Genomic DNA, 25,261 nt, shown 5'->3' with positions numbered 1-25,261 from the left:
GCGGTTCATGTCAGTAAAAGGAAGTACGCAATATCGCATGGTGGTGATGCCTTATCGCCCCATGCGCCGTGTTTTTACCTATTTTCTGCTGGCGCTGATTTTTTTAATTGCTACCGGTGCCAGCTTCTTTTTCGGTTATGGCCATGCGTCCTCCGGGGGCAATCTGGCGTCGGTGGGCGATGTTCCGTCCGAGCAATTTCTTGAGTTGCAGGAAGAGACAGATGCCCTGCGTCAGGAAATTGCCAACCTGCAAATGGCGTCTGCCGTGGATAAGCAAGGCTACGACGATATTCGCCGTGAAGCCGTGGAGCAAAAAGCCAGAATTCTTGAGCTGGAACACGACATTACGGTTTATCGCGGTATGTTGCCTACCGCCAATGGCTCCAATCCGCTCGGAATCAGTGTCGGCTCGTTAACCTTGACGGGGCAGGGTGGGGTGCGCGGTTATAAGTACAAGCTGCTGGTACAACAACTTTCTGCTAACAAAGAAGCCTTCAAAGGCACCTTGAAGTTCTCGATTCTCGGCACTAAAGACAACAAGGCGCTGGAGATTCCCTTGCACCAGGTGTCGGCACAGGCGTCTGACGAGCGCATTCCGCTGGATTTCAAATACTTTCAGAACCTGGAAGGTGAGCTGCTGCTGCCGGAAGGCTTTTCTGCAGAGCGCGTCATCATTGTCGTGGAATCTTCCGACAGAAAAAAAACAACCCATGTGGAGCGACAGCTGGACTGGTCGGTTACCGCTTTATAACTTTTGATATGACAGGATTATTATGTTTGGCTCAAGGAAATCATCAAGCATCTCCAATCACCACACGCTGGTATCCCGGGCTACTCGCCTCGAAGGCGATATCCATTTTGCTGGTGAGTTGCAAATTGAGGGTAAGGTCGTTGGTAATATCACCGCCGAGCCGGGGCAGGATGCGAGAATTGTGGTGGCTGAAACCGGTCTGGTAGAGGGCGATATTCGCGTGCCGTCCGCCGTTATCAACGGGTTTGTGCAAGGCGATATCCATTCATCTGCCCACGTAGAGCTGGCAGCCAAAGCCGTGGTGGCCGGGAATGTTAATTATGTTTCCATCGAGATGGTCAAAGGTTCCCAGGTCAATGGCAGCCTTATTTGCAATGATACGAGAAAGGCGCCGGAACCCTTGTTAATCTCCAGCCAGATAGCCGAGACGGTCGCAGACTGACAAATCCCTCCGGACAATAGTTGACTGTTTTACCTGGGTAAAGCAATAATATTCGGCCTCATTCCTTGATGAGGCCTTGTTCCGGAGTTGATATGTCTACAGCAGAAGTTTTCACGCCTCAGGCGTTCATGGTTAGTGATAACGCCATCGCCAAAGTCAGAAGCCTGATTGAGGAAGAAGAAAATACAGAGCTCAAGTTGCGCGTTTATGTAACGGGTGGCGGTTGTTCCGGGTTTCAATACGGTTTTACTTTCGATGAAAGCGTTGCAGAAGATGATTCTGTAGTGGAGCGTGATGGCGTCAAAGTACTGGTTGATGCCATGAGTTACCCCTATCTGGCTGGCGCCCAGGTTCATTATGAAGAAGGGCTGCAAGGCTCCCGTTTTATTGTGCAAAACCCCAATGCAGCAAGTACTTGCGGTTGCGGCTCGTCTTTCTCGATCTAACGCTTCTTTTTGTTATGGCAGGTCAGGTTAATACCAGGGATTCTGCCATACGCCTCTTTACCGGTTACCCCGGATAAATTCCCCCCAGCACTCTGGCACCTTTTGCCCCGGTAACGGCGGCCAGATTGCCGGTTTTGCTTTCCATAGTTTGTTTGGCCAGCCATGCAAATGCCAGCGCTTCCACCCACATAGGGTCGACTCCCAGCATCGTTGTGCTGCTGACAGAAAAATCCGGAAGCTGTCGTTGAAGGCTCTTCATCAGCGCATGGTTCTTACTGCCACCGCCGCATACAAAAACATCCGTTGGGCCTGAAGGGGCAAGAGTTGTTATCGCCTGAGCAATCGAATGGCTAGTCAGGGCCAGCAGGGTTGCCTGCACATCCTCCGGGTTCAGCAAGTGCTGGTGTATCTTGTGCTCCAGCCATGCCAGATTGAAATATTCCGGCCCTGTACTCTTTGGAAATGGCAGCATGAAAAAAGGATCTGCCAGTAATTCTGCAAGCAGTGGTTGATTGACCTTCCCCGAGATTGCCCATGCGCCTTCCGCATCATAAGCCCGTTGCTGATGCTGTTGAATCCAGGCATCCATAAGCGTGTTGCCGGGGCCCGTATCGAAACCGACCACCGTGCCTTCGATCGGCAGCCAGGTCAGATTGGCAATGCCGCCGATATTAACAATTACCCGATGGCGTTCGGCAGATTGAAAAACAGATTGATGGAAGGCTGGTACCAGCGGTGCACCTTGCCCGCCGGCCGCGATATCCCGACGGCGGAAATCAGCGATAGTCGTGATGCCGGTTCTCTCGGCAATAATGTTGGGGTCGGCAACCTGCCAGCTGAAGCCGGCGGTATTGATGGTGGCGGGGCGATGCCGGATGGTTTGCCCGTGGCTGCCAATCGCTGCGACCTCATTGGCTGCAACGCCGGCGAGATGAAGTAATTTCTGAACGGTGTCAGCAAATAATTCTCCCAATAAAACGTCCAGCGAAAGCGCGCGCTCTATTTCATTGGTTCCGGGGCGAGCCAGGGCTCGAATCTCACGACTGATCTGTTGTGAATAAGGGTGGGAGAGGGTTTGCTTGATGGCAGTACCGGTCGAAAAATCGACCAGTACTGCATCTATGGCGTCGGCACTGGTTCCGGACATCAGTCCGACATAGTACCGCTTCATCAGTTGATGTTGGGTTCGGTATCGTCAGCCAGTGCGAGCTGGGTAGGGGTTCTGTATTGATCAAGCTGCGCTACAACCATCCGGGTTTTGCTCAGGAATTCCTGCTTCTCGGATTTTTCGATCGCAACGGTTTTGGGGAGGTCAATGGTCAGCGGATTTTTTGGAACGCCATTAACGTGGAACTCATAGTGCAAATGCGGACCGGTGGAAAGACCGGTGGTGCCTACGTAGCCGATAATATCGCCCTGTCGCACCCGTGAGCCTGACTTGATGTTGCGCGCAAAATTATGCATGTGAGCATACAAGGTTTGGTAGCCCTGTCCGTGCTGGATGATCACGGTATTACCATAACCGCCTTTCGCAGCGGCATGTACTATCTTGCCATCGCCCGCCGCTTTGATTGGCGTACCACGAGGGGCTGCGTAATCAGTGCCTTTGTGCGCGCGAATGGTGTGTAGTACCGGGTGTTTGCGATTCAGATTAAAGTGTGAGCTGATGCGGGCGAAGTCGACTGGCATACGCAAAAACGCTTTGCGCATACTTTCGCCCGTCGGGGTGTAATAGTTGGTGTAGCCTTCGCGGTCGGTATAACGTACAGCATTATGCTTTTTGCCCTGGTTGATAAACTCAACCGCCAAAATCGCACCATTACCAATTTTTTTACCGTCAATGAACTTTTCTTCGAACATCACCTTGAACTGATCACCGCGGCGAATATCCTGGGCAAAGTCGATATCCCAGGCGAAGATGTTGGCAAGATCCATCACCATGCTGTTCGACATACCGGCATTTTTGCCGGCCATGAACAATGAGCTGTTAATAGTGGCGTGGCGGAATGCGGTACGGATTTCCGGTTCGCGCTCTACTTTTTTGCTACTGAAGCCTTTCTCGGTACGGGAGAATTCCAGGCTGGTCAGCTCATTTTTTACGTAGGTCAGCTTTTCCAGCTTGCCATCATCGCTGATAGCAAAAGCAATGGTCTGCCCCGGCATAATGCGGCGTAATTCTTTGGAGTCAGGGCTGCTATTAAACAGCTCATAGATAGCACCATCGCCCAGTCCGGCTCTCTGAAAGATAATAGAGAGGCTGTCGCCGCTTTTAATGGTGAATTCTTTGGGGCGAATATTCTCATCAACAACCGCTTGTTGCTCCTGCTCCGGGAGTGCCGAGATATCCGTTATCGCAAAAGGGGTGCTGGCCAGGGTCGCATCCAGAATACTATTAACGGGTAATAGTGCTGGTGCATCCTGTGCAGGGAGAGAGATAAATGCCGGTTCTGTGGATACGGTACTGACTGCTTCAACAGCTGGTGTATCAGAGGGATAAAAAATGAGGCCGCTCGCCAGGATCACCGTCAGTGCGCCTGCCGCCATCAGATGGCCTTTGGGGAACTGTTTGACGACAGCGCCCGGAAATTTTTTGCAAAGGTTTTGAAGGGGTTGCATGAGAGACTAAACCCGAAGTTATAAGTTTGCGCAAGAGCGGCATTTATAGCAGAAAAAAAACACCATGACACCCGAAAATTTGCAATCTTTCCATATGTTCCACGGCATTCTCCTTGTTTTTGGGTCGGGATAAGGTATCTTGACCGACCTCTTGCCTGACAAAGGGTCGCAAGGGTGAATTTGTCGAATTAAGGTGGTTGCTATAAATGAGCTCGGTTAATCAACATTTGTTTCAGGACTTGCAGGATCGCGGGCTAATCGCCCAAACAACTGGCGGCGATGCTCTTGCTACTTATTTGAGCGAGGCCCCCCGTACTCTTTATAGTGGTTTTGATCCAACAGCTGATAGTCTGCACATTGGCCATTTAGTTCCCTTGCTTGCCCTAAAACGTTTTCAATTGGCCGGGCACAAACCCATCGCGCTGGTTGGCGGTGCTACCGGGCTCATTGGTGATCCCAGCTTCAAAGCCCAGGAAAGAAAGCTCAATACCGCCGATGTGGTTGCTGGCTGGGTAGATCGCCTCCGTCAGCAGGTCAGCCGTTTTATTGATTTTGATTGCGGCGATAACGCGGCAGAAGTGGTCAACAATCTGGATTGGGTTGCCGATATGAACGTGCTGGATTTCCTGCGCGATGTCGGCAAGCACTTCTCCATTAACAATATGATCAACAAAGAGTCGGTGCGTCAGCGCATCGAGCGCGAAGGCGAAGGAATTTCCTTTACCGAGTTCACCTATATATTACTGCAGTCTTTTGACTTTGCCGAATTGTACAAACGTTCCGGCTGTACCCTGCAAATTGGTGGTAGCGATCAGTGGGGAAATATTACCGGCGGTATTGATCTGACTCGCAGAACCCACGGTGCTCAGGTTTATGGTTTGACCATGCCTTTGGTAACCAAGGCCGACGGTACCAAGTTTGGCAAGACAGAAGGCGGAACTATTTGGCTGGATGCTGCCAAAACATCCCCCTATGCCTTCTATCAGTTCTGGCTGGGTACGGCGGATGCCGATGTTTATAAATTTCTGAAATATTTCACCTTTCTTTCGGTGTCCGAAATCGATCAAATCGAAAGTGAAGATCGTCAGCGTGAAGGGCGTCCGGAGGCTCAGCGTATTCTTGCGGATGAAATGACTCGCCTGATTCACGGCGATGCAGGACTTGCGGCGGCCAAGCGAATTACTGCAGCTCTCTTTAATGGCGATCACGCGAGTCTCTCCGAGCAGGATTATCAGCAATTGAAGCTGGATGGTTTGCCATTTGCCGGCGTGGCTCGTTCATCTGTCGGTGAATTGCCGCTTACGCAGTTGCTGGTTGATAACGGCGTTGCCGGTTCTGGCAAGCAAATAAAAGATGCATTGGCAAATGGTGGTCTGGTTGTTAACGGTCGGGCCTTGGCGCCGGCAGATAATATGAATGCTGTGGAAATATTTGCGCCGGCCAATGCTGTGTTCGGCGGTTTCTATCTGATCCGCATGGGCAAAAAGAAATACCACCTGTTTGAAATTCAGTGATTTCGTTGGTTAACTATTCGAATCGCCTGGAAAATGTTCGGTGTTGTAAATGTTTTTGCGGATTATGAATTTAATTGAAAATAATCCTTGGCAAAGACGGAAAACAAGGTAGTATGCGCACCTCTTCCGGGGTTGAAGCGAAACAAAAAGCGGACCCGGAAGAAGGTAAAAAGTTAATGAAATTAACTGTTTACAAAAAGAAAAAGGTGCGTATAATTCGCATCCCACGGTTTGAGGCGCTGCCCTCGCCGGTTCTTTAACAGATCGATCAAGCAATGCGTGTGGGCACTTGCAGGATAGATGGCGAAAGCAATATTTATCAAATGCAAGTGACCCGTATAATTCATTTAAATGATGTTACGTTCACGAGTATTTGAGCCAGTTTTAAGTCGTATTCTGCAATATGAATATGGCGCAAAAATTAAACTGAAGAGTTTGATCATGGCTCAGATTGAACGCTGGCGGCAGGCCTAACACATGCAAGTCGAGCGCGAAAGTTCTTCGGAATGAGTAAAGCGGCGGACGGGTGAGTAACGCGTGGGAATCTGCCTGGTAGTGGGGGACAACGTTCGGAAACGAACGCTAATACCGCATACGCCCTACGGGGGAAAGGGGGGGATCTTCGGACCTCTCGCTATCAGATGAGCCCGCGTCGGATTAGCTGGTTGGTGGGGTAAAGGCCTACCAAGGCGACGATCCGTAACTGGTCTGAGAGGATGATCAGTCACACTGGAACTGAGACACGGTCCAGACTCCTACGGGAGGCAGCAGTGGGGAATATTGGACAATGGGGGAAACCCTGATCCAGCCATGCCGCGTGTGTGAAGAAGGCCTTAGGGTTGTAAAGCACTTTCAGTGGGGAGAAAGGTTGTTCACTTAATACGTGAGCAAATTGATGTTACCCACAGAAGAAGCACCGGCTAACTCCGTGCCAGCAGCCGCGGTAATACGGAGGGTGCAAGCGTTAATCGGAATTACTGGGCGTAAAGCGCACGTAGGCGGTTTGATAAGCCAGCCGTGAAAGCCCCGGGCTCAACCTGGGAATTGCGGTTGGAACTGTCAAGCTCGAGTACAGTAGAGGGGTGTGGAATTTCAGGTGTAGCGGTGAAATGCGTAGATATCTGAAGGAACATCAGTGGCGAAGGCGACACCCTGGACTGATACTGACGCTGAGGTGCGAAAGCGTGGGGAGCAAACAGGATTAGATACCCTGGTAGTCCACGCCGTAAACGATGTCTACTAGCCGTTGGGATCCTTGAGGTCTTAGTGGCGCAGCTAACGCAATAAGTAGACCGCCTGGGGAGTACGGTCGCAAGATTAAAACTCAAATGAATTGACGGGGGCCCGCACAAGCGGTGGAGCATGTGGTTTAATTCGACGCAACGCGAAGAACCTTACCAGGTCTTGACATCCAGAGAACTTTCCAGAGATGGATTGGTGCCTTCGGGAACTCTGAGACAGGTGCTGCATGGCTGTCGTCAGCTCGTGTCGTGAGATGTTGGGTTAAGTCCCGTAACGAGCGCAACCCTTGTCCCTAGTTGCCAGCGCGTAATGGCGGGAACTCTAGGGAGACTGCCGGTGACAAACCGGAGGAAGGTGGGGACGACGTCAAGTCATCATGGCCCTTACGACCTGGGCTACACACGTGCTACAATGGGCGGTACAAAGGGTTGCCAAGCCGCGAGGTGGAGCTAATCCCATAAAACCGTTCGTAGTCCGGATTGGAGTCTGCAACTCGACTCCATGAAGTCGGAATCGCTAGTAATCGTAAATCAGAATGTTACGGTGAATACGTTCCCGGGCCTTGTACACACCGCCCGTCACACCATGGGAGTGGGTTGCACCAGAAGTAGCTAGTCTAACCGCAAGGGGGACGGTTACCACGGTGTGATTCATGACTGGGGTGAAGTCGTAACAAGGTAGCCCTAGGGGAACCTGGGGCTGGATCACCTCCTTAAACGATATCGCCCTGTCCTGTAAGTGTTCACACGCATTGCTTGATCAACTGGAATTAGCAGTGAAGTCAAATCTGCAAGCTACAAGCCATAAGCTGCAAGTGGAGCTCAAGCAACCTTGATGCTTAACCTGAAGCTTGACGATTACAGGCCTGTAGCTCAGCTGGTTAGAGCGCACCCCTGATAAGGGTGAGGTCGGCAGTTCAAGTCTGCCCAGGCCTACCAATTTGCCTCACTCATCGTTGATAGTACGCCATCATGTATCTACATGCTTCGCCTCGTATCACCTCGAATGAGACAAATGAAAAACCCTAACCCTTTGGTTGAATATTAAGGGGCTATAGCTCAGCTGGGAGAGCGCCTGCCTTGCACGCAGGAGGTCAGCGGTTCGATCCCGCTTAGCTCCACCACTTCACTGTTAATACGAAGAAGTCAGTCACTTGTTGTCTGGTTCAGCGAAGCAAATTGCTTGATGAACAAAGAAAACAACTGACTGGTTTTTACACCAGACGTTCTTTAACAAGATGGAAAGTAAAGTTAATAATTGCTGATATGGGCGATTGTGTTTCTCTACACAAAGTCCGGCGATCAATACTTATGTGATGTGCTTATTATCGTGAGCACATCAAAGTTGTAATTGTTAATCAGTCGCTTGTGTTATATGGTCAAGCGACTAAGCGCACACGGTGGATGCCTAGGCAGTTGGAGGCGATGAAGGACGTAGGAGCCTGCGAAAAGGTCAGGGGAGCCGGCAAACATGCTTTGATCCTGACATGTCCGAATGGGGAAACCCACTCAGGGTAACCTGAGTATCCTGTACTGAATACATAGGTACAGGAAGCGAACCCGGGGAACTGAAACATCTAAGTACCCGGAGGAAAAGAAATCAACCGAGATTCCCTCAGTAGCGGCGAGCGAAAGGGGACCAGCCCTTAAGTGGTTTTGGTTTTAGTGGAACGCTCTGGAAAGTGCGGCGATACAGGGTGATAGCCCCGTACACGAAAAGGCCTTAATCATGAAAACGAGTAGGACGGGACACGTGTTATCCTGTCTGAATATGGGGGGACCATCCTCCAAGGCTAAATACTCCCAACTGACCGATAGTGAACCAGTACCGTGAGGGAAAGGCGAAAAGAACCCCTGTGAGGGGAGTGAAATAGATCCTGAAACCGTGTGCGTACAAGCAGTAGGAGCAGACTTGTTCTGTGACTGCGTACCTTTTGTATAATGGGTCAGCGACTTATTGTCAGTGGCAAGGTTAACCGAATAGGGGAGCCGTAGCGAAAGCGAGTCTTAATAGGGCGTTCAGTCGCTGGCAATAGACCCGAAACCCGGCGATCTATCCATGGGCAGGTTGAAGGTGAGGTAACACTTACTGGAGGACCGAACCCACGTCTGTTGAAAAAGACGGGGATGACCTGTGGATCGGAGTGAAAGGCTAATCAAGCCGGGAGATAGCTGGTTCTCCCCGAAAACTATTTAGGTAGTGCGTCATGTCTCACCCGCGGGGGTAGAGCACTGTTTGGGCTAGGGGGTCATCCCGACTTACCAACCCCATGCAAACTACGAATACCGCGGAGTGCAATCATGGCAGACACACGGCGGGTGCTAACGTCCGTCGTGAAGAGGGAAACAACCCAGACCGCCAGCTAAGGTCCCAAATGCCAGTTAAGTGGGAAACGATGTGGGAAGGCTTAGACAGCTAGGAGGTTGGCTTAGAAGCAGCCACCCTTTAAAGAAAGCGTAATAGCTCACTAGTCGAGTCGGCCTGCGCGGAAGATGTAACGGGGCTAAAACTGGCAACCGAAGCTGCGGATGCGTGCTTGCACGCATGGTAGGGGAGCGTTCTGTAAGCCGTTGAAGGTGAGTTGAGAAGCTTGCTGGAGGTATCAGAAGTGCGAATGCTGACATAAGTAACGATAAGGGGAGTGAAAAACTCCCCCGCCGGAAGACCAAGGGTTCCTGTCCAACGTTAATCGGGACAGGGTTAGTCGGCCCCTAAGGCGAGGCCGAAAGGCGTAGTCGATGGAAAACAGGTTAATATTCCTGTACCGCTTTTTACTGCGATGGGGGGACGGAGAAGGCTAGATCAGCACGGCGTTGGTTGTCCGTGTTTAAGGTGGTAGGCTGATATCTCAGGCAAATCCGGGATATCAAGGCCGAGAACTGATGACGAGTGTTCCTCGGAACATGAAGTGATTGATGCCATGCTTCCAAGAAAAGCCTCTAAGCTTCAGGTAAAAAGAGACCGTACTCCAAACCGACACAGGTGGTCAGGTAGAGAATACCAAGGCGCTTGAGAGAACTCGGGTGAAGGAACTAGGCAAAATGGCACCGTAACTTCGGGAGAAGGTGCACCGGTTTTGGTGATGGGACTTGCTCCCTGAGCTGAGGCCGGTCGAAGATACCAGGCCCCTGCAACTGTTTATTAAAAACACAGCACTCTGCAAACACGTAAGTGGACGTATAGGGTGTGACGCCTGCCCGGTGCCGGAAGGTTAATTGATGGGGTTAGCGCAAGCGAAGCTCTTGATCGAAGCCCCGGTAAACGGCGGCCGTAACTATAACGGTCCTAAGGTAGCGAAATTCCTTGTCGGGTAAGTTCCGACCTGCACGAATGGCGTAATGATGGGGGCGCTGTCTCCACCCGAGACTCAGTGAAATTGAAATCGCGGTTAAGATGCCGTGTACCCGCGGCTAGACGGAAAGACCCCGTGAACCTTTACTGTAGCTTTGCACTGAACTTTGAACCTGTCTGTGTAGGATAGGTGGGAGGCTTTGAAGTTAAGACGCCAGTCTTAATGGAGCCGTCCTTGAAATACCACCCTGGTATGTTTGAGGTTCTAACGTCGGCCCGTAATCCGGGCTACGGACAGTGTATGGTGGGCAGTTTGACTGGGGCGGTCTCCTCCCAAAGAGTAACGGAGGAGCACGAAGGTGTGCTAATCATGGTCGGAAATCATGAGGTTAGTGTAAAGGCAAAAGCACGCTTGACTGCGAGACAGACATGTCGAGCAGGTACGAAAGTAGGTCTTAGTGATCCGGTGGTTCTGTATGGAAGGGCCATCGCTCAACGGATAAAAGGTACTCCGGGGATAACAGGCTGATACCGCCCAAGAGTTCACATCGACGGCGGTGTTTGGCACCTCGATGTCGGCTCATCACATCCTGGGGCTGAAGCCGGTCCCAAGGGTATGGCTGTTCGCCATTTAAAGTGGTACGCGAGCTGGGTTTAGAACGTCGTGAGACAGTTCGGTCCCTATCTGCCGTGGGCGTTGGAGATTTGAGAAGAGTTGTTCCTAGTACGAGAGGACCGGAATGAACGCACCTCTGGTGTTCGGGTTGTCATGCCAATGGCATTGCCCGGTAGCTATGTGCGGACGGGATAACCGCTGAAAGCATCTAAGCGGGAAGCCTCCTTCAAGATAAGATCTCCCCGGGGCCTTGAGCCCCCTGAAGAGCCGTTGAAGACTACGACGTTGATAGGCTGGGTGTGGAAGCGCTGTGAGGCGTTGAGCTAACCAGTACTAATTGCTCGTGCGGCTTGACCATATAACAGAATCGACTGATTCACGTTACAACACAGAACGACGGACTTTGTGGAAACACATGGCCATAGCAGCAATTAACCGACAGAAAGAACATTCGCACCCTCGTTAATCGATCGGCGAATGCTGTATACTTTACTTTCCATCACCTTATTCGAGTCCATCAAGGCCCTCCGGAAACGGCGGTAAGACCTTCGAACTCAACCGAATTGCTTGACGATCATAGCGAGTTGGAACCACCTGATCCCATTCCGAACTCAGAAGTGAAACGACTTAGCGCCGATGGTAGTGTGGGGTTTCCCCATGTGAGAGTAGGTCATCGTCAAGCGCCTAATACTAAACCCCGTGTACTCCGTGCACGGGGTTTTTTTATATATAGTGTAAGCCTATGTTTTTGCTCAAAGTAAAAGATAGGAAAGACAAGAAAAAGTTGAAAAACTCCTTGTCAGAATGAAGAAAGTGCGTATAATTCGCATCCCACGGTTTGAGGCGCTGCCCTCGCCGGTTCTTTAACAGATCGATCAAGCAATGCGTGTGGGCACTTGCAGGATAGATGGCGAAAGCAATATTTATCAAATGCAAGTGACCCGTATAATTCATTTAAATGATGTTACGTTCACGAGTATTTGAGCCAGTTTTAAGTCGTATTCTGCAATATGAATATGGCGCAAAAATTAAACTGAAGAGTTTGATCATGGCTCAGATTGAACGCTGGCGGCAGGCCTAACACATGCAAGTCGAGCGCGAAAGTTCTTCGGAATGAGTAAAGCGGCGGACGGGTGAGTAACGCGTGGGAATCTGCCTGGTAGTGGGGGACAACGTTCGGAAACGAACGCTAATACCGCATACGCCCTACGGGGGAAAGGGGGGGATCTTCGGACCTCTCGCTATCAGATGAGCCCGCGTCGGATTAGCTGGTTGGTGGGGTAAAGGCCTACCAAGGCGACGATCCGTAACTGGTCTGAGAGGATGATCAGTCACACTGGAACTGAGACACGGTCCAGACTCCTACGGGAGGCAGCAGTGGGGAATATTGGACAATGGGGGAAACCCTGATCCAGCCATGCCGCGTGTGTGAAGAAGGCCTTAGGGTTGTAAAGCACTTTCAGTGGGGAGAAAGGTTGTTCACTTAATACGTGAGCAAATTGATGTTACCCACAGAAGAAGCACCGGCTAACTCCGTGCCAGCAGCCGCGGTAATACGGAGGGTGCAAGCGTTAATCGGAATTACTGGGCGTAAAGCGCACGTAGGCGGTTTGATAAGCCAGCCGTGAAAGCCCCGGGCTCAACCTGGGAATTGCGGTTGGAACTGTCAAGCTCGAGTACAGTAGAGGGGTGTGGAATTTCAGGTGTAGCGGTGAAATGCGTAGATATCTGAAGGAACATCAGTGGCGAAGGCGACACCCTGGACTGATACTGACGCTGAGGTGCGAAAGCGTGGGGAGCAAACAGGATTAGATACCCTGGTAGTCCACGCCGTAAACGATGTCTACTAGCCGTTGGGATCCTTGAGGTCTTAGTGGCGCAGCTAACGCAATAAGTAGACCGCCTGGGGAGTACGGTCGCAAGATTAAAACTCAAATGAATTGACGGGGGCCCGCACAAGCGGTGGAGCATGTGGTTTAATTCGACGCAACGCGAAGAACCTTACCAGGTCTTGACATCCAGAGAACTTTCCAGAGATGGATTGGTGCCTTCGGGAACTCTGAGACAGGTGCTGCATGGCTGTCGTCAGCTCGTGTCGTGAGATGTTGGGTTAAGTCCCGTAACGAGCGCAACCCTTGTCCCTAGTTGCCAGCGCGTAATGGCGGGAACTCTAGGGAGACTGCCGGTGACAAACCGGAGGAAGGTGGGGACGACGTCAAGTCATCATGGCCCTTACGACCTGGGCTACACACGTGCTACAATGGGCGGTACAAAGGGTTGCCAAGCCGCGAGGTGGAGCTAATCCCATAAAACCGTTCGTAGTCCGGATTGGAGTCTGCAACTCGACTCCATGAAGTCGGAATCGCTAGTAATCGTAAATCAGAATGTTACGGTGAATACGTTCCCGGGCCTTGTACACACCGCCCGTCACACCATGGGAGTGGGTTGCACCAGAAGTAGCTAGTCTAACCGCAAGGGGGACGGTTACCACGGTGTGATTCATGACTGGGGTGAAGTCGTAACAAGGTAGCCCTAGGGGAACCTGGGGCTGGATCACCTCCTTAAACGATATCGCCCTGTCCTGTAAGTGTTCACACGCATTGCTTGATCAACTGGAATTAGCAGTGAAGTCAAATCTGCAAGCTACAAGCCATAAGCTGCAAGTGGAGCTCAAGCAACCTTGATGCTTAACCTGAAGCTTGACGATTACAGGCCTGTAGCTCAGCTGGTTAGAGCGCACCCCTGATAAGGGTGAGGTCGGCAGTTCAAGTCTGCCCAGGCCTACCAATTTGCCTCACTCATCGTTGATAGTACGCCATCATGTATCTACATGCTTCGCCTCGTATCACCTCGAATGAGACAAATGAAAAACCCTAACCCTTTGGTTGAATATTAAGGGGCTATAGCTCAGCTGGGAGAGCGCCTGCCTTGCACGCAGGAGGTCAGCGGTTCGATCCCGCTTAGCTCCACCACTTCACTGTTAATACGAAGAAGTCAGTCACTTGTTGTCTGGTTCAGCGAAGCAAATTGCTTGATGAACAAAGAAAACAACTGACTGGTTTTTACACCAGACGTTCTTTAACAAGATGGAAAGTAAAGTTAATAATTGCTGATATGGGCGATTGTGTTTCTCTACACAAAGTCCGGCGATCAATACTTATGTGATGTGCTTATTATCGTGAGCACATCAAAGTTGTAATTGTTAATCAGTCGCTTGTGTTATATGGTCAAGCGACTAAGCGCACACGGTGGATGCCTAGGCAGTTGGAGGCGATGAAGGACGTAGGAGCCTGCGAAAAGGTCAGGGGAGCCGGCAAACATGCTTTGATCCTGACATGTCCGAATGGGGAAACCCACTCAGGGTAACCTGAGTATCCTGTACTGAATACATAGGTACAGGAAGCGAACCCGGGGAACTGAAACATCTAAGTACCCGGAGGAAAAGAAATCAACCGAGATTCCCTCAGTAGCGGCGAGCGAAAGGGGACCAGCCCTTAAGTGGTTTTGGTTTTAGTGGAACGCTCTGGAAAGTGCGGCGATACAGGGTGATAGCCCCGTACACGAAAAGGCCTTAATCATGAAAACGAGTAGGACGGGACACGTGTTATCCTGTCTGAATATGGGGGGACCATCCTCCAAGGCTAAATACTCCCAACTGACCGATAGTGAACCAGTACCGTGAGGGAAAGGCGAAAAGAACCCCTGTGAGGGGAGTGAAATAGATCCTGAAACCGTGTGCGTACAAGCAGTAGGAGCAGACTTGTTCTGTGACTGCGTACCTTTTGTATAATGGGTCAGCGACTTATTGTCAGTGGCAAGGTTAACCGAATAGGGGAGCCGTAGCGAAAGCGAGTCTTAATAGGGCGTTCAGTCGCTGGCAATAGACCCGAAACCCGGCGATCTATCCATGGGCAGGTTGAAGGTGAGGTAACACTTACTGGAGGACCGAACCCACGTCTGTTGAAAAAGACGGGGATGACCTGTGGATCGGAGTGAAAGGCTAATCAAGCCGGGAGATAGCTGGTTCTCCCCGAAAACTATTTAGGTAGTGCGTCATGTCTCACCCGCGGGGGTAGAGCACTGTTTGGGCTAGGGGGTCATCCCGACTTACCAACCCCATGCAAACTACGAATACCGCGGAGTGCAATCATGGCAGACACACGGCGGGTGCTAACGTCCGTCGTGAAGAGGGAAACAACCCAGACCGCCAGCTAAGGTCCCAAATGCCAGTTAAGTGGGAAACGATGTGGGAAGGCTTAGACAGCTAGGAGGTTGGCTTAGAAGCAGCCACCCTTTAAAGAAAGCGTAATAGCTCACTAGTCGAGTCGGCCTGCGCGGAAGATGTAACGGGGCTAAAACTGGCAACCGAAGCTGCGGATGCGTGCTTGCACGCATGGTAGGGGAGCGTTCTGTAAGCCGTTGAAGGTGAGTTGAGAAGCTTGCTGGAGGTATCAGAAGTGCGAATGCTGACATAAGTAACGATAAGGGGAGTGAAAAACTCCCCCGCCGGAAGACCAAGGGTTCCTGTCCAACGTTAATCGGGACAGGGTTAGTCGGCCCCTAAGGCGAGGCCGAAAGGCGTAGTCGATGGAAAACAGGTTAATATTCCTGTACCGCTTTTTACTGCGATGGGGGGACGGAGAAGGCTAGATCAGCACGGCGTTGGTTGTCCGTGTTTAAGGTGGTAGGCTGATATCTCAGGCAAATCCGGGATATCAAGGCCGAGAACTGATGACGAGTGTTCCTCGGAACATGAAGTGATTGATGCCATGCTTCCAAGAAAAGCCTCTAAGCTTCAGGTAAAAAGAGACCGTACTCCAAACCGACACAGGTGGTCAGGTAGAGAATACCAAGGCGCTTGAGAGAACTCGGGTGAAGGAACTAGGCAAAATGGCACCGTAACTTCGGGAGAAGGTGCACCGGTTTTGGTGATGGGACTTGCTCCCTGAGCTGAGGCCGGTCGAAGATACCAGGCCCCTGCAACTGTTTATTAAAAACACAGCACTCTGCAAACACGTAAGTGGACGTATAGGGTGTGACGCCTGCCCGGTGCCGGAAGGTTAATTGATGGGGTTAGCGCAAGCGAAGCTCTTGATCGAAGCCCCGGTAAACGGCGGCCGTAACTATAACGGTCCTAAGGTAGCGAAATTCCTTGTCGGGTAAGTTCCGACCTGCACGAATGGCGTAATGATGGGGGCGCTGTCTCCACCCGAGACTCAGTGAAATTGAAATCGCGGTTAAGATGCCGTGTACCCGCGGCTAGACGGAAAGACCCCGTGAACCTTTACTGTAGCTTTGCACTGAACTTTGAACCTGTCTGTGTAGGATAGGTGGGAGGCTTTGAAGTTAAGACGCCAGTCTTAATGGAGCCGTCCTTGAAATACCACCCTGGTATGTTTGAGGTTCTAACGTCGGCCCGTAATCCGGGCTACGGACAGTGTATGGTGGGCAGTTTGACTGGGGCGGTCTCCTCCCAAAGAGTAACGGAGGAGCACGAAGGTGTGCTAATCATGGTCGGAAATCATGAGGTTAGTGTAAAGGCAAAAGCACGCTTGACTGCGAGACAGACATGTCGAGCAGGTACGAAAGTAGGTCTTAGTGATCCGGTGGTTCTGTATGGAAGGGCCATCGCTCAACGGATAAAAGGTACTCCGGGGATAACAGGCTGATACCGCCCAAGAGTTCACATCGACGGCGGTGTTTGGCACCTCGATGTCGGCTCATCACATCCTGGGGCTGAAGCCGGTCCCAAGGGTATGGCTGTTCGCCATTTAAAGTGGTACGCGAGCTGGGTTTAGAACGTCGTGAGACAGTTCGGTCCCTATCTGCCGTGGGCGTTGGAGATTTGAGAAGAGTTGTTCCTAGTACGAGAGGACCGGAATGAACGCACCTCTGGTGTTCGGGTTGTCATGCCAATGGCATTGCCCGGTAGCTATGTGCGGACGGGATAACCGCTGAAAGCATCTAAGCGGGAAGCCTCCTTCAAGATAAGATCTCCCCGGGGCCTTGAGCCCCCTGAAGAGCCGTTGAAGACTACGACGTTGATAGGCTGGGTGTGGAAGCGCTGTGAGGCGTTGAGCTAACCAGTACTAATTGCTCGTGCGGCTTGACCATATAACAGAATCGACTGATTCACGTTACAACACAGAACGACGGACTTTGTGGAAACACATGGCCATAGCAGCAATTAACCGACAGAAAGAACATTCGCACCCTCGTTAATCGATCGGCGAATGCTGTATACTTTACTTTCCATCACCTTATTCGAGTCCATCAAGGCCCTCCGGAAACGGCGGTAAGACCTTCGAACTCAACCGAATTGCTTGACGATCATAGCGAGTTGGAACCACCTGATCCCATTCCGAACTCAGAAGTGAAACGACTTAGCGCCGATGGTAGTGTGGGGTTTCCCCATGTGAGAGTAGGTCATCGTCAAGCGCCTAATACTAAACCCCGTGTACTCCGTGCACGGGGTTTTTTTATACTCCGATTTTATAATCCGGGCTTTGCCTCTTCCGATTTTCCCTGTTAGAAGCGTAATCTCTCTGGTCGTGTCAGCCAGCGCGGAAGGTGTAACGGAACTGCAACTGACATCCGGATACCCGCGATTACATCATACCTATTCTTGCCCCCGGTTCTCCTGTGCTGCGACATCCAGATGTTTAGCACTCCCTGTATTAATAACCGCTACCCGGGATTGTTGCTGTCTGGACGCTCAGGTAGGACTTCCGTTGAGGAGGCACTTTGGCAAACTGATATTTGCCTGTATTTATCGCTCGACTGTTTGAAATTGAGCTGACTCCCTGCATCAATAAACTGCCACCTTGTATGTAGTGGTAACCGGCCAACTGTTTCTTGGCCGGTTTGAAGTGTTTGCATCACGGTCTTGGCTTACTCAATTAGTACTTCACTGTCCCTGTTGAGTCACTATCAACCGTGGCAGATGGCAGATGGCAGATGGCAGATGGCAGATGGCAGCTATCGCTAACGAGACACTTTTAACTGCTTCTTTCGAGAATCAAGATATTCAAGCTCCGTTGTCTCTTGTCTCTTGTCGCGCCAAGTGCGCGTGAGTTAGCCGGTCTCAGACAATATCGGGTTGAGTTGCTTTCAGCTTGAACGAAGGCACATCTCCGCTGGTATTGAATTGGAGTTCCAGCTGTTTCATGGAACCCTGTCGGTTACCGTGACTAAATAATGCGCTCCGTTTTGCTAGCAACCTCTTCTTGAATACCTTCTATCCGCATACCTCCCTACCGCCTGTGTTTTTACCGTTACGAAGTTAAGGTATTTCAATTTTTACCCGAAATTTCATATCGTTTCCCGATTCAATCTCATATCTTCCTCTGGTTGATACTAATTGGCCAATTCAACAAGACAGATAAGCCGTTAGATTCCAGAGTTTCCTCATCCTTAAACTGAAGAACCTCAGCATTTTGCCTCACGCTGGCATCTCAATAGTCAGTATGAGAAGCGATTGACTTTTCTGCGTCTCGCCTGAATAGCATATAATGCGGTTTTTGATTGCCGGATTTTTTGGAGAGTTGCTGAAATGGCTGCAAAAGACAAACTGATTATTTTTGACACAACATTGCGTGATGGTGAGCAAAGCCCTGGTGCATCAATGACCCGGGACGAAAAAGTTCGTATCGCCAAAATGCTGGAAAAAATGAATGTCGATGTCATTGAAGCTGGATTTGCAATTGCCAGCCAGGGTGATTTTGAAGCTGTTCGATCTGTGGCTGAGGCCATCAAAGACTCCACCGTTTGCAGTTTGGCCCGCGCGGTCAAAGGGGATATTGAACGTGCCGCGGAGGCAATCAAGCCGGCAAATTCAGGGCGTATCCATACGTTTATCGCAACCTCGCCGATTCACATGCAGTATAAGTTGCAAATGGAGCCGGAAAAGGTTCTTGAACAGGCTGTTGCGGCGGTAAAACTGGCGAGAAATTTCACCGATGACGTAGAGTTTTCGCTGGAGGATGCCAGCCGTTCCCAATTTGATTTTATGTGTCGGATTATTGATGCCGTCATTACCGCTGGCGCGAAAACAATTAATCTGCCGGATACCGTTGGTTATGCGGTTCCCGATGAATACGGTTCGATGTTTGGCCGTTTGTTACAGGCGATTCCCAATGCGGACAAAGCGATTTTTTCAACCCATTGCCATAACGACCTCGGGCTTGCAGTAGCAAATTCGCTGTCTGCGGTGATGCATGGTGCAAGGCAAATTGAGTGTACGATCAATGGCCTGGGTGAGCGCGCAGGTAACGCAGCGCTTGAAGAAATTGTTATGGCGTTGAAAACCCGTAAAGATTTTATGCCGGTTGAGACGCATATTGATGCATCCCATATCGTGCCTACCTCGCGTCTTGTTGCCAGTATTACCGGTTTCCCTGTGCAGCCCAACAAAGCCATTGTGGGAGCCAATGCTTTTGCCCATGAGTCCGGCATTCACCAGGACGGAATCCTGAAGCACCGTGAAACCTATGAAATTATGAGAGCCGAAGATGTTGGTTGGAATACTAACAAATTGGTGCTCGGCAAACATTCCGGTAGAGCCGCCGTAAAAGCCCGCTTTTCTGCGCTTGGGCTGACATTTGAAAGTGATGCACTTTTCAACGAAGCATTTATACGTTTTAAAGCGCTGGCTGACAAAAAACACGAAATTTTCGATGAAGATTTGCAAGCGCTGGTAACTGATAGCAGTGTGGAATCGGAAGGCAATAATATTCAGCTTGCCGAACTGGAAGTGGTCAGTAAGTCAGGGCAGTTACCTGTAGCGACTTTGTCTCTGTTGGTGGGTGAACAGCTTAAGGCTGCATCCAGCACCGGCAGCGGACCGGTTGACGCAGCATTTAAAGCTATTGAAAGCGTTGCTCAAAGCGGTGCCGTTCTGCAGCTGTATTCGGTGAATGCAATAACCCAGGGATCCGACTCACAAGGCGATGTTACCGTGCGTCTTGAAAAGAATGGTCTGATTGTTAATGGAGTAGGCGCCGACACGGATATTGTGGTTGCATCTGTAAAAGCCTATTTGCATGCATTGAATCTTATGCAGGACCATCATATTAAACCACACCCGCATCAGGCTGGTATTTGATGCAGGAACTTCGTCGCCAACGGTATCTCGCTGCACTGGGCATTGATAGCTATATGCCATTGATGCAGTTTGACGTGGCACCATTACCGGTGTTGTGTGAGCTGCCCCAGGCGACGGTGGAGGGCAGTACATCCTTCAATGAGACGGCTATTGTTGATGGTGGTTTGGACGATGCCGTTGCCGATTTTCCGTTGTCTGCCACTACTCTTGAGCAAACAGCGCAAACCATTGATCGGGTGTTCAAAAGTCTGGTTGAAACACCTCCAGCCCGGGAAATAAAAGATTCCTCGGCGGCTTTGACTCCTGAAAAAGTTATCCCGATCACTCGGCCAGCGGTAACCTTTTCATTGAGCATGTGGTACAGCCACGATGATTGGCTGGTGATTGACTCCCGCAAGCCTCAAGCTGCACTTCCTACAGCGGCGTTGCTGAATAATATTATTCAGGCGCTATGGCAGAAGCCTTTGCGTACCGGTGTTGAGGAGGTTTGGCATTGGCCTTTTGCTGAAAATACGTTTTCTCATCAGACGGAAGAAGATGCAAAAGATGCGCTTTCTGTATGGATTGAAGTGGCGCATGAAAAGCATGCAGTGAATAAATTGCTGGTAATGGGCGAAGTTGCCTGGCGTTACACGAATGTGTCAACGGGGACTTATGAAGAATCTCTCTGGCAGCATTATGAGCTGACTGGCGGTGTTACTGCCTGGGTTGTTCCTTCGCTGGTCGAGCTTCTGGAAGACCCCAACCACAAGAAAAAATTATGGCAACGTTTAAGAGTTTCATCGCATGAGTGAAATGCAACCTTCCGATGTTTTCGCCAACACCACGAATGAAATCACCTATCGGCTTATTACCGCAGAAGACATCGATACGGTGATGGATATAGAGCGAAAAGCGCACTCTCACCCCTGGCGACGTTCCAGCTTTGAAGACTGTTTGCAAGGGCGTCAAAAATGCTGGCTGGCTATTGTTAACAATGAAATTCGCGGATACATCGTGGTGGCTCATGGTGGTGGTGATGCAGAGTTGCTCAATGTTGTTGTTGCGCCGACCTGGCAGCGCAAGGGGCTGGGGCGGCAAATGCTCGAGCATGCGGTGAAGGCTGTGGAGACACATGCGGATATGTTATTTCTGGAAGTACGCGTGTCCAACCATCGCGCTATTGAGCTCTACAGCGCAGAAGGATTTTTTGAGGTGGGGCACCGTAAAAATTATTATCCGACCGTGAATGGGCATGAAGACGCATTATTGATGGCGCGACAGCTGTAATTATTGTTTGACCGGGCGCTTTTGCAATTTACGTTGTAGCGTCCGGCGATGCATACCAAGGCAACGAGCGGTTGCCGACACGTTGCCTTCATTTTCCGATAACACTTTTTGGATATATTCCCACTCCCGCCTTTCGACAGACGCGTAGCTGATATTTTGTTGGTCATCAGTTGCCACTGCCGCTACCGATTCAAAACACGCCAGAATTTCATCCACATTGGCCGGTTTGCTAAGGTAATTAATCGCCCCCAGTTTGATGGCATCCACGGCAGTAGAGATGCTTGAATAACCGGTTAGCATCACAATTTCCATAGCCGGCTGTCGCAGTTTAAGTTCAGCGATAACCGTCAGCCCCGATTCCTGTTCCAGCTTTAAATCGACCACCGCTTTATCAAACTGGTGATGTTGTGACAGCTGCAATGCGGCTGCCATGTCCGGAGCGTGATGAACGTTGAAACCGCGCCGTGATAGCGCACGTTGCAACACCATGCCAAATACCGGGTCATCCTCAACAATCATAAAATTTTGTGCGGTGTCAGTCATTGAGTTGCCCTGTAAGTGGCACAGTTAATTCAGTGCGGGTGCCGTGCGGCGATCGGGAAAACAGTTTTATTTCTCCGCCATGTCGATTCACCGTGGCGTTGGTAAGAAAGAAACCTATTCCCAGGCCTTTTCCTTTGGTCGTAACAAAGGCTTTGCCCAGTTGCTCCTGCAACGATTGGGGAATTCCGGGGCCGTCATCATCGATTTGCCAACGCATCTTGAGATTATCCCACTCAATTTCTACCGCAACGTTATCCGGATTGGCATCGGCGGCGTTGTGCAGCAGGTTCAAAATGGCTTGTTTGATGGTGGGGTCGAAAACAGCCTGAAGGCCATTGTCCGGTGAGTTCCATGTCAATCTACTGTTCACTTCCGGTCGCATCAGTTTCCACTGATCAATAATGGATTGGCAAAATAGCCGCACCGGCACGGCGAGCAATTCACCATTAAATTGTTGATCGGCTTTGGTTACCAGCTGTTTCAAAATGCTGGAGCACTGCTCTACCTGCGTCGACAAAATAACAAGATCATCTTTAAAAGCCTGATTTTCTGCATCCTGTTGCATTTCATGTAGCAGTAGTTTGATCGTCGACAACGGGGTGCCCAGCTCATGGGCGGTGCCTGCCGCCAGCGTTGCCACCGCCATTAATTGCTCATCGCGCATTTCCTCTTCGTTACGCTGTTTTAGCCAATCGCTCTGGGTGCGTAAGTTGTTTGCCATACGATTGACGAAATAACTGATCAACAGCGCGCTAACCGAAAAAATCGCCCACATACCCAGGATGTGAAAATTGAGTGTGTCGGTAGTGTGTGAATGATGTTGATGGGGCGACAGTAGCGGTTGCTCTATGTGAAAAAAAAGCAGCAAGGTGTAGATGGTCAGGCACAGCAGTGTCACAAACCAGACCAGCCGGGTAGTCAGGGTTGCCGCCGCGAGACAGATGGGCACCAGCAAGTAAGAGATCAGCGGATTATTGGCGCCGCCGGAGTAATAAAGCAGAATTGAAAGGCAGCAAACATCCAGCAACAGCTGAATAAACAGTTCAATATCGGTAACTGGCAAACTTTTGTTGATGCGCAACCAGGTGAGCACATTAACAAGGGTGAGAGCACCGAGAGTGGCAACCACCGGCGCGGTGGCAAGCGGCAGCGTAAAAAACAGCAGATTGCCCACAATAGCAAGCCATAAGCCGCCGATGACCAGAAAGCGAATAAACACCAGATGGCGAAGATGTGCCTCGGGGGCGCTGCGATAAGCAAGAATAGTCTGCATCATAGAAAGTGGCGCTCATCATCTACGTCCGGTAATGGCCGAATTATAACCGGAATAAAAACCGGGATTAATTGATAAACCTGTGACACGTTGTCGCAGGGGCAAAGTAATTTGTCTTTTGGGGTGGTGTATACTGCCAATTCGCCTGTCCTGCAGATTCGCTTTTGATAAGAGGCTGTTTTCCCTTCATGGAACCCACCATTAACGCCACTTTGATAGAAGGACGGGTATCCACGCAATTAAAAGAACTGGCAGTGCCGATGGTGTGGGGATTGGCTGCCACCATGACCCTCAATATTGTCGAAGTGTTCTTTATCGCCCGTCTGGGCAGTGCTCCGCTGGCGGCGTTGAGTTTTACCTTCCCGGTTTTAATGGTATTGACCAGCCTCGGCATTGGCCTGGGTGCCGGCACTTCATCTGCTGTTTCGCGCGCCATTGGCGAGGGTAACTCGTCTATGGCCAGGCGTCTGGCTACCGACGCTATGACACTCGCTTTCGGTATTTCTGTGCTGGTTTGTATAACCGGCTGGCTGTTGATAGACCCGCTATTTCGCCTGCTCGGTGCCACCGACAACCTGATGCCGTTGATTCGTGGCTATATGTCGATCTGGCTATTCAGCGCTCCCTGCCTGATTGTGCCTATGGTTTGTCTGGCGGCGCTGCGCGCCATGGGGATGAGCCGCGTGCAGGGCTATCTCATGGGCTCGGCAGCCTTATTTAATGTCATTCTCGATCCTATTCTTATTTTTGGTTTGCTGGGCGCCCCGGCCCTGGGGTTGGAGGGCGCTGCCTGGGCGACGCTCATTACCCGGTTTTTGATGCTGCTGGTCGCACTGTATATTTTGCTGTTCCGTGTGGGTTTGCTGGTGAATCCGTTTATCCGTTGGCAAGAGCTCAAGCCTTCCTGGCAGGCGATTATTCATGTGGGTGTGCCGGCCATGGCCGCCAACGTTATCGTGCCGCTGGCCAGCGCTATGGTGGTCGCCATGGTGGCCAGTTATGGTACGGATGCGGTAGCCGCGCTGGGCATTGCGGTAAGAATTGAACCGCTGGCCCTGATTGTTTTCTTTGCCCTTTCGGGGGTGGTGGGGCCTTTCTTCGGGCAGAATCTCGGGGCGGGGAAATACGACCGTCTTGGAGAGGCGATTCGGGTGCTAACCGGGTTTTGTCTTGCCTGGGGGTTATTACTGGCGTTGATTCTGCTGGTGAGCGGACGCTTTCTTGCGGGCCTGTTTACTGACCACGAAGCGGTTATCCCGGTGGTGGTGTTTTATCTCAGCCTGGTGCCGTTCAGCTATGGCGCCTACGGCATCATTATGTCTGTGAATGCGGCTTTTAACGGGATGGGGCGCCCTTGGCCTGCAATGGCGTTATCTGCCGGGCGGGTGTTGTTTGTGTTTCTGCCGCTGGCATTTCTCGGTCAGCATTTGTGGGGGCTGACCGGGATATTTGTCGCCACCATGTTATCCAATTTCTGCATTGGTATTTGGGGCTGGTTCTGGTTGCGCCGGTATGTGGCCAGCACGCCGGCTTGCTAGTTGTGCCAGCGTTCCGGTGAATAGGAAAACACCGGCAGCGACCAGGACCAGCGAATAGCCGCCAGCCGCAACGAGAGCCCCACGGTAAACGATGCCAGCAGGTTGAGATCGTGATCGACCCCGAATTTGCGCAACGACAAATACAATACCGCCACCAGTAACGAGACACTCGCATAGAGTTCTTTATGCAACACCATCGGGGTTTGATTGCATAAAATATCCCGCAAAATTCCGCCAAAAATACCCGTGGTAATCCCCGCCATAATCACTACCGGCGTTGAGTATTCCAGCTTCAGTGCAACGTTACAGCCAATCACCGTAAAAGCGATAAGCCCCATGGCGTCGAGAACCAGAAAAATTTTGTGCAAATGGTGCATATAGCGAGCGACGACCATGGTAAACAGGCCGGCAGAAATGGTGAGGTAAATATAGGCAGAGTGCTGGGTCCAGGTGACCGGGTAGTTGCCCAGCAACATATCGCGGACGGTACCACCACCCAACGCGGTGATAAATGCGATCAGGCTCACGCCAAACATATCCATGTTGCGGCGGCCGGCGGCCAGCGCGCCAGACATGGCTTCAGCAGTAATAGCAATAATATAGATATAGGTCAGCAC

General features: G+C 51.0%; 14 protein-coding genes, 4 tRNA genes and 6 rRNA genes. 19 read left to right on the top strand and 5 right to left on the bottom strand.

The features are described from left to right. Positions 1-7: 7 nt before the first annotated feature. From C4F51_RS14620 to erpA, 3 genes are all read left to right on the top strand, one after another. On the top strand, positions 8-751 hold the full coding sequence (locus tag C4F51_RS14620; protein WP_193911024.1) for a DUF6776 family protein: 744 nt from the start codon (positions 8-10) through the stop codon (positions 749-751). Positions 752-773: 22 nt separating this feature from the next. Then, complete coding sequence (locus tag C4F51_RS14615) at positions 774-1,193, top strand: bactofilin family protein (protein WP_193911022.1); 420 nt, start codon at positions 774-776, stop codon at positions 1,191-1,193. A 92-nt stretch (positions 1,194-1,285) separates the two neighbouring features. Then, positions 1,286-1,639, top strand: a complete 354-nt coding sequence (gene erpA, locus C4F51_RS14610) for an iron-sulfur cluster insertion protein ErpA (protein ID WP_193911020.1) — start codon at positions 1,286-1,288, stop codon at positions 1,637-1,639. Between the two features lie 64 nt (positions 1,640-1,703). Here the strand turns inward: erpA and C4F51_RS14605 are convergent, their stop codons facing one another. Both C4F51_RS14605 and C4F51_RS14600 read right to left on the bottom strand, forming a co-directional pair. Further along, positions 1,704-2,810: an anhydro-N-acetylmuramic acid kinase gene (locus C4F51_RS14605; RefSeq protein ID WP_202987695.1), complete on the bottom strand. Its 1,107-nt coding sequence runs from the start codon at positions 2,808-2,810 to the stop codon at positions 1,704-1,706. Then, on the bottom strand, positions 2,810-4,255 hold the full coding sequence (locus C4F51_RS14600; RefSeq protein ID WP_193911018.1) for a peptidoglycan DD-metalloendopeptidase family protein: 1,446 nt from the start codon (positions 4,253-4,255) through the stop codon (positions 2,810-2,812). The genes C4F51_RS14605 and C4F51_RS14600 overlap by 1 nt, the downstream gene beginning before the upstream one ends. A gap of 206 nt (positions 4,256-4,461) precedes the next feature. On the opposite strand from C4F51_RS14600, the gene tyrS reads away from it, so the two are divergent. The 15 genes from tyrS to rimI all read left to right on the top strand — a co-directional run bounded on the left by tyrS (position 4,462) and on the right by rimI (position 21,290). Then, positions 4,462-5,769 carry a tyrosine--tRNA ligase gene (tyrS, locus tag C4F51_RS14595; RefSeq protein ID WP_193911016.1) on the top strand — a complete coding sequence of 436 codons (1,308 nt, stop codon included), beginning with the start codon at positions 4,462-4,464 and terminating at the stop codon, positions 5,767-5,769. A 113-nt stretch (positions 5,770-5,882) separates the two neighbouring features. Further along, positions 5,883-6,029 carry a hypothetical protein gene (locus tag C4F51_RS14590; protein WP_193911014.1) on the top strand — a complete coding sequence of 49 codons (147 nt, stop codon included), beginning with the start codon at positions 5,883-5,885 and terminating at the stop codon, positions 6,027-6,029. A 163-nt stretch (positions 6,030-6,192) separates the two neighbouring features. Continuing rightward, a 16S ribosomal RNA gene (locus C4F51_RS14585) occupies positions 6,193-7,726 on the top strand. Positions 7,727-7,872: 146 nt separating this feature from the next. Next, positions 7,873-7,949, top strand: a tRNA-Ile gene (locus C4F51_RS14580). A gap of 109 nt (positions 7,950-8,058) precedes the next feature. Then, positions 8,059-8,134: transfer RNA gene (locus C4F51_RS14575), tRNA-Ala, on the top strand. 253 nt (positions 8,135-8,387) lie between these two features. Next, a 23S ribosomal RNA gene (locus C4F51_RS14570) occupies positions 8,388-11,276 on the top strand. Between the two features lie 208 nt (positions 11,277-11,484). Continuing rightward, a 5S ribosomal RNA gene (gene rrf / locus C4F51_RS14565) occupies positions 11,485-11,600 on the top strand. Between the two features lie 348 nt (positions 11,601-11,948). After that, positions 11,949-13,482: ribosomal RNA gene (locus C4F51_RS14560) — 16S ribosomal RNA — on the top strand. Between the two features lie 146 nt (positions 13,483-13,628). Beyond that, positions 13,629-13,705 (top strand) — tRNA-Ile (locus C4F51_RS14555). A gap of 109 nt (positions 13,706-13,814) precedes the next feature. Beyond that, positions 13,815-13,890: transfer RNA gene (locus tag C4F51_RS14550), tRNA-Ala, on the top strand. A gap of 253 nt (positions 13,891-14,143) precedes the next feature. Continuing rightward, positions 14,144-17,032, top strand: a 23S ribosomal RNA gene (locus C4F51_RS14545). Positions 17,033-17,240: 208 nt separating this feature from the next. After that, positions 17,241-17,356, top strand: a 5S ribosomal RNA gene (gene rrf / locus C4F51_RS14540). The 16S, 23S and 5S rRNA genes sit together here with 4 tRNA genes alongside, the layout of an rRNA operon. Positions 17,357-18,470: 1,114 nt before the next feature. Next, entirely contained in the window at positions 18,471-20,021 is a 1,551-nt protein-coding gene (locus tag C4F51_RS14535; protein WP_193911012.1) for a 2-isopropylmalate synthase, read from the top strand. Continuing rightward, complete coding sequence (locus tag C4F51_RS14530) at positions 20,021-20,815, top strand: hypothetical protein (RefSeq protein ID WP_193911010.1); 795 nt, start codon at positions 20,021-20,023, stop codon at positions 20,813-20,815. Before C4F51_RS14535 ends, C4F51_RS14530 begins: the two co-directional genes overlap by 1 nt. Further along, positions 20,808-21,290: a ribosomal protein S18-alanine N-acetyltransferase gene (gene rimI, locus C4F51_RS14525; protein ID WP_235992344.1), complete on the top strand. Its 483-nt coding sequence runs from the start codon at positions 20,808-20,810 to the stop codon at positions 21,288-21,290. The genes C4F51_RS14530 and rimI overlap by 8 nt, the downstream gene beginning before the upstream one ends. On the opposite strand, the gene C4F51_RS14520 is transcribed toward rimI, so the two are convergent. Continuing rightward, the gene (locus C4F51_RS14520) at positions 21,291-21,833 is read right to left on the bottom strand and encodes a response regulator transcription factor (protein ID WP_193911008.1); all 543 of its coding nucleotides are present in this window, start codon (positions 21,831-21,833) and stop codon (positions 21,291-21,293) included. Continuing rightward, positions 21,826-23,109, bottom strand: coding sequence for an ATP-binding protein (locus tag C4F51_RS14515; protein ID WP_193911006.1), 1,284 nt, complete (start codon positions 23,107-23,109; stop codon positions 21,826-21,828). The genes C4F51_RS14520 and C4F51_RS14515 overlap by 8 nt, the downstream gene beginning before the upstream one ends. A gap of 185 nt (positions 23,110-23,294) precedes the next feature. Here C4F51_RS14515 and C4F51_RS14510 point away from each other — a divergent pair, with 185 nt between their 5' ends. Beyond that, complete coding sequence (locus C4F51_RS14510) at positions 23,295-24,644, top strand: MATE family efflux transporter (RefSeq protein WP_193911004.1); 1,350 nt, start codon at positions 23,295-23,297, stop codon at positions 24,642-24,644. Here C4F51_RS14510 and C4F51_RS14505 read toward each other — a convergent pair. Continuing rightward, on the bottom strand, positions 24,641-25,261 hold the full coding sequence (locus tag C4F51_RS14505) for a trimeric intracellular cation channel family protein (protein ID WP_193911003.1): 621 nt from the start codon (positions 25,259-25,261) through the stop codon (positions 24,641-24,643). The two genes, C4F51_RS14510 and C4F51_RS14505, sit on opposite strands and share 4 nt — an antisense overlap.

This window comes from Cellvibrio polysaccharolyticus, from assembly GCF_015182315.1.
In the GTDB taxonomy this organism is placed as follows: Bacteria; Pseudomonadota; Gammaproteobacteria; order Pseudomonadales; family Cellvibrionaceae; genus Cellvibrio; species Cellvibrio polysaccharolyticus.
This window is presented reverse-complemented; position numbering and strand designations above follow the sequence as displayed.

Excerpts from the sequence above, each read along its gene's own strand:
- tyrS (WP_193911016.1), top strand. The coding sequence starts at position 4,462 with ATGAGCTCGGTTAATCAACATTTGTTTCAGGACTTGCAGGATCGCGGG.
- C4F51_RS14520 (WP_193911008.1), bottom strand. The coding sequence starts at position 21,833 with ATGACTGACACCGCACAAAATTTTATGATTGTTGAGGATGACCCGGTA.
- C4F51_RS14535 (WP_193911012.1), top strand. The coding sequence starts at position 18,471 with ATGGCTGCAAAAGACAAACTGATTATTTTTGACACAACATTGCGTGAT.
- C4F51_RS14590 (WP_193911014.1), top strand. The coding sequence starts at position 5,883 with ATGCGCACCTCTTCCGGGGTTGAAGCGAAACAAAAAGCGGACCCGGAA.
- C4F51_RS14530 (WP_193911010.1), top strand. The coding sequence starts at position 20,021 with ATGCAGGAACTTCGTCGCCAACGGTATCTCGCTGCACTGGGCATTGAT.
- C4F51_RS14600 (WP_193911018.1), bottom strand. The coding sequence starts at position 4,255 with ATGCAACCCCTTCAAAACCTTTGCAAAAAATTTCCGGGCGCTGTCGTC.
- rimI (WP_235992344.1), top strand. The coding sequence starts at position 20,808 with ATGAGTGAAATGCAACCTTCCGATGTTTTCGCCAACACCACGAATGAA.
- C4F51_RS14510 (WP_193911004.1), top strand. The coding sequence starts at position 23,295 with ATGGAACCCACCATTAACGCCACTTTGATAGAAGGACGGGTATCCACG.
- C4F51_RS14620 (WP_193911024.1), top strand. The coding sequence starts at position 8 with ATGTCAGTAAAAGGAAGTACGCAATATCGCATGGTGGTGATGCCTTAT.
- C4F51_RS14615 (WP_193911022.1), top strand. The coding sequence starts at position 774 with ATGTTTGGCTCAAGGAAATCATCAAGCATCTCCAATCACCACACGCTG.
- C4F51_RS14605 (WP_202987695.1), bottom strand. The coding sequence starts at position 2,810 with ATGAAGCGGTACTATGTCGGACTGATGTCCGGAACCAGTGCCGACGCC.
- erpA (WP_193911020.1), top strand. The coding sequence starts at position 1,286 with ATGTCTACAGCAGAAGTTTTCACGCCTCAGGCGTTCATGGTTAGTGAT.
- C4F51_RS14515 (WP_193911006.1), bottom strand. The coding sequence starts at position 23,109 with ATGATGCAGACTATTCTTGCTTATCGCAGCGCCCCCGAGGCACATCTT.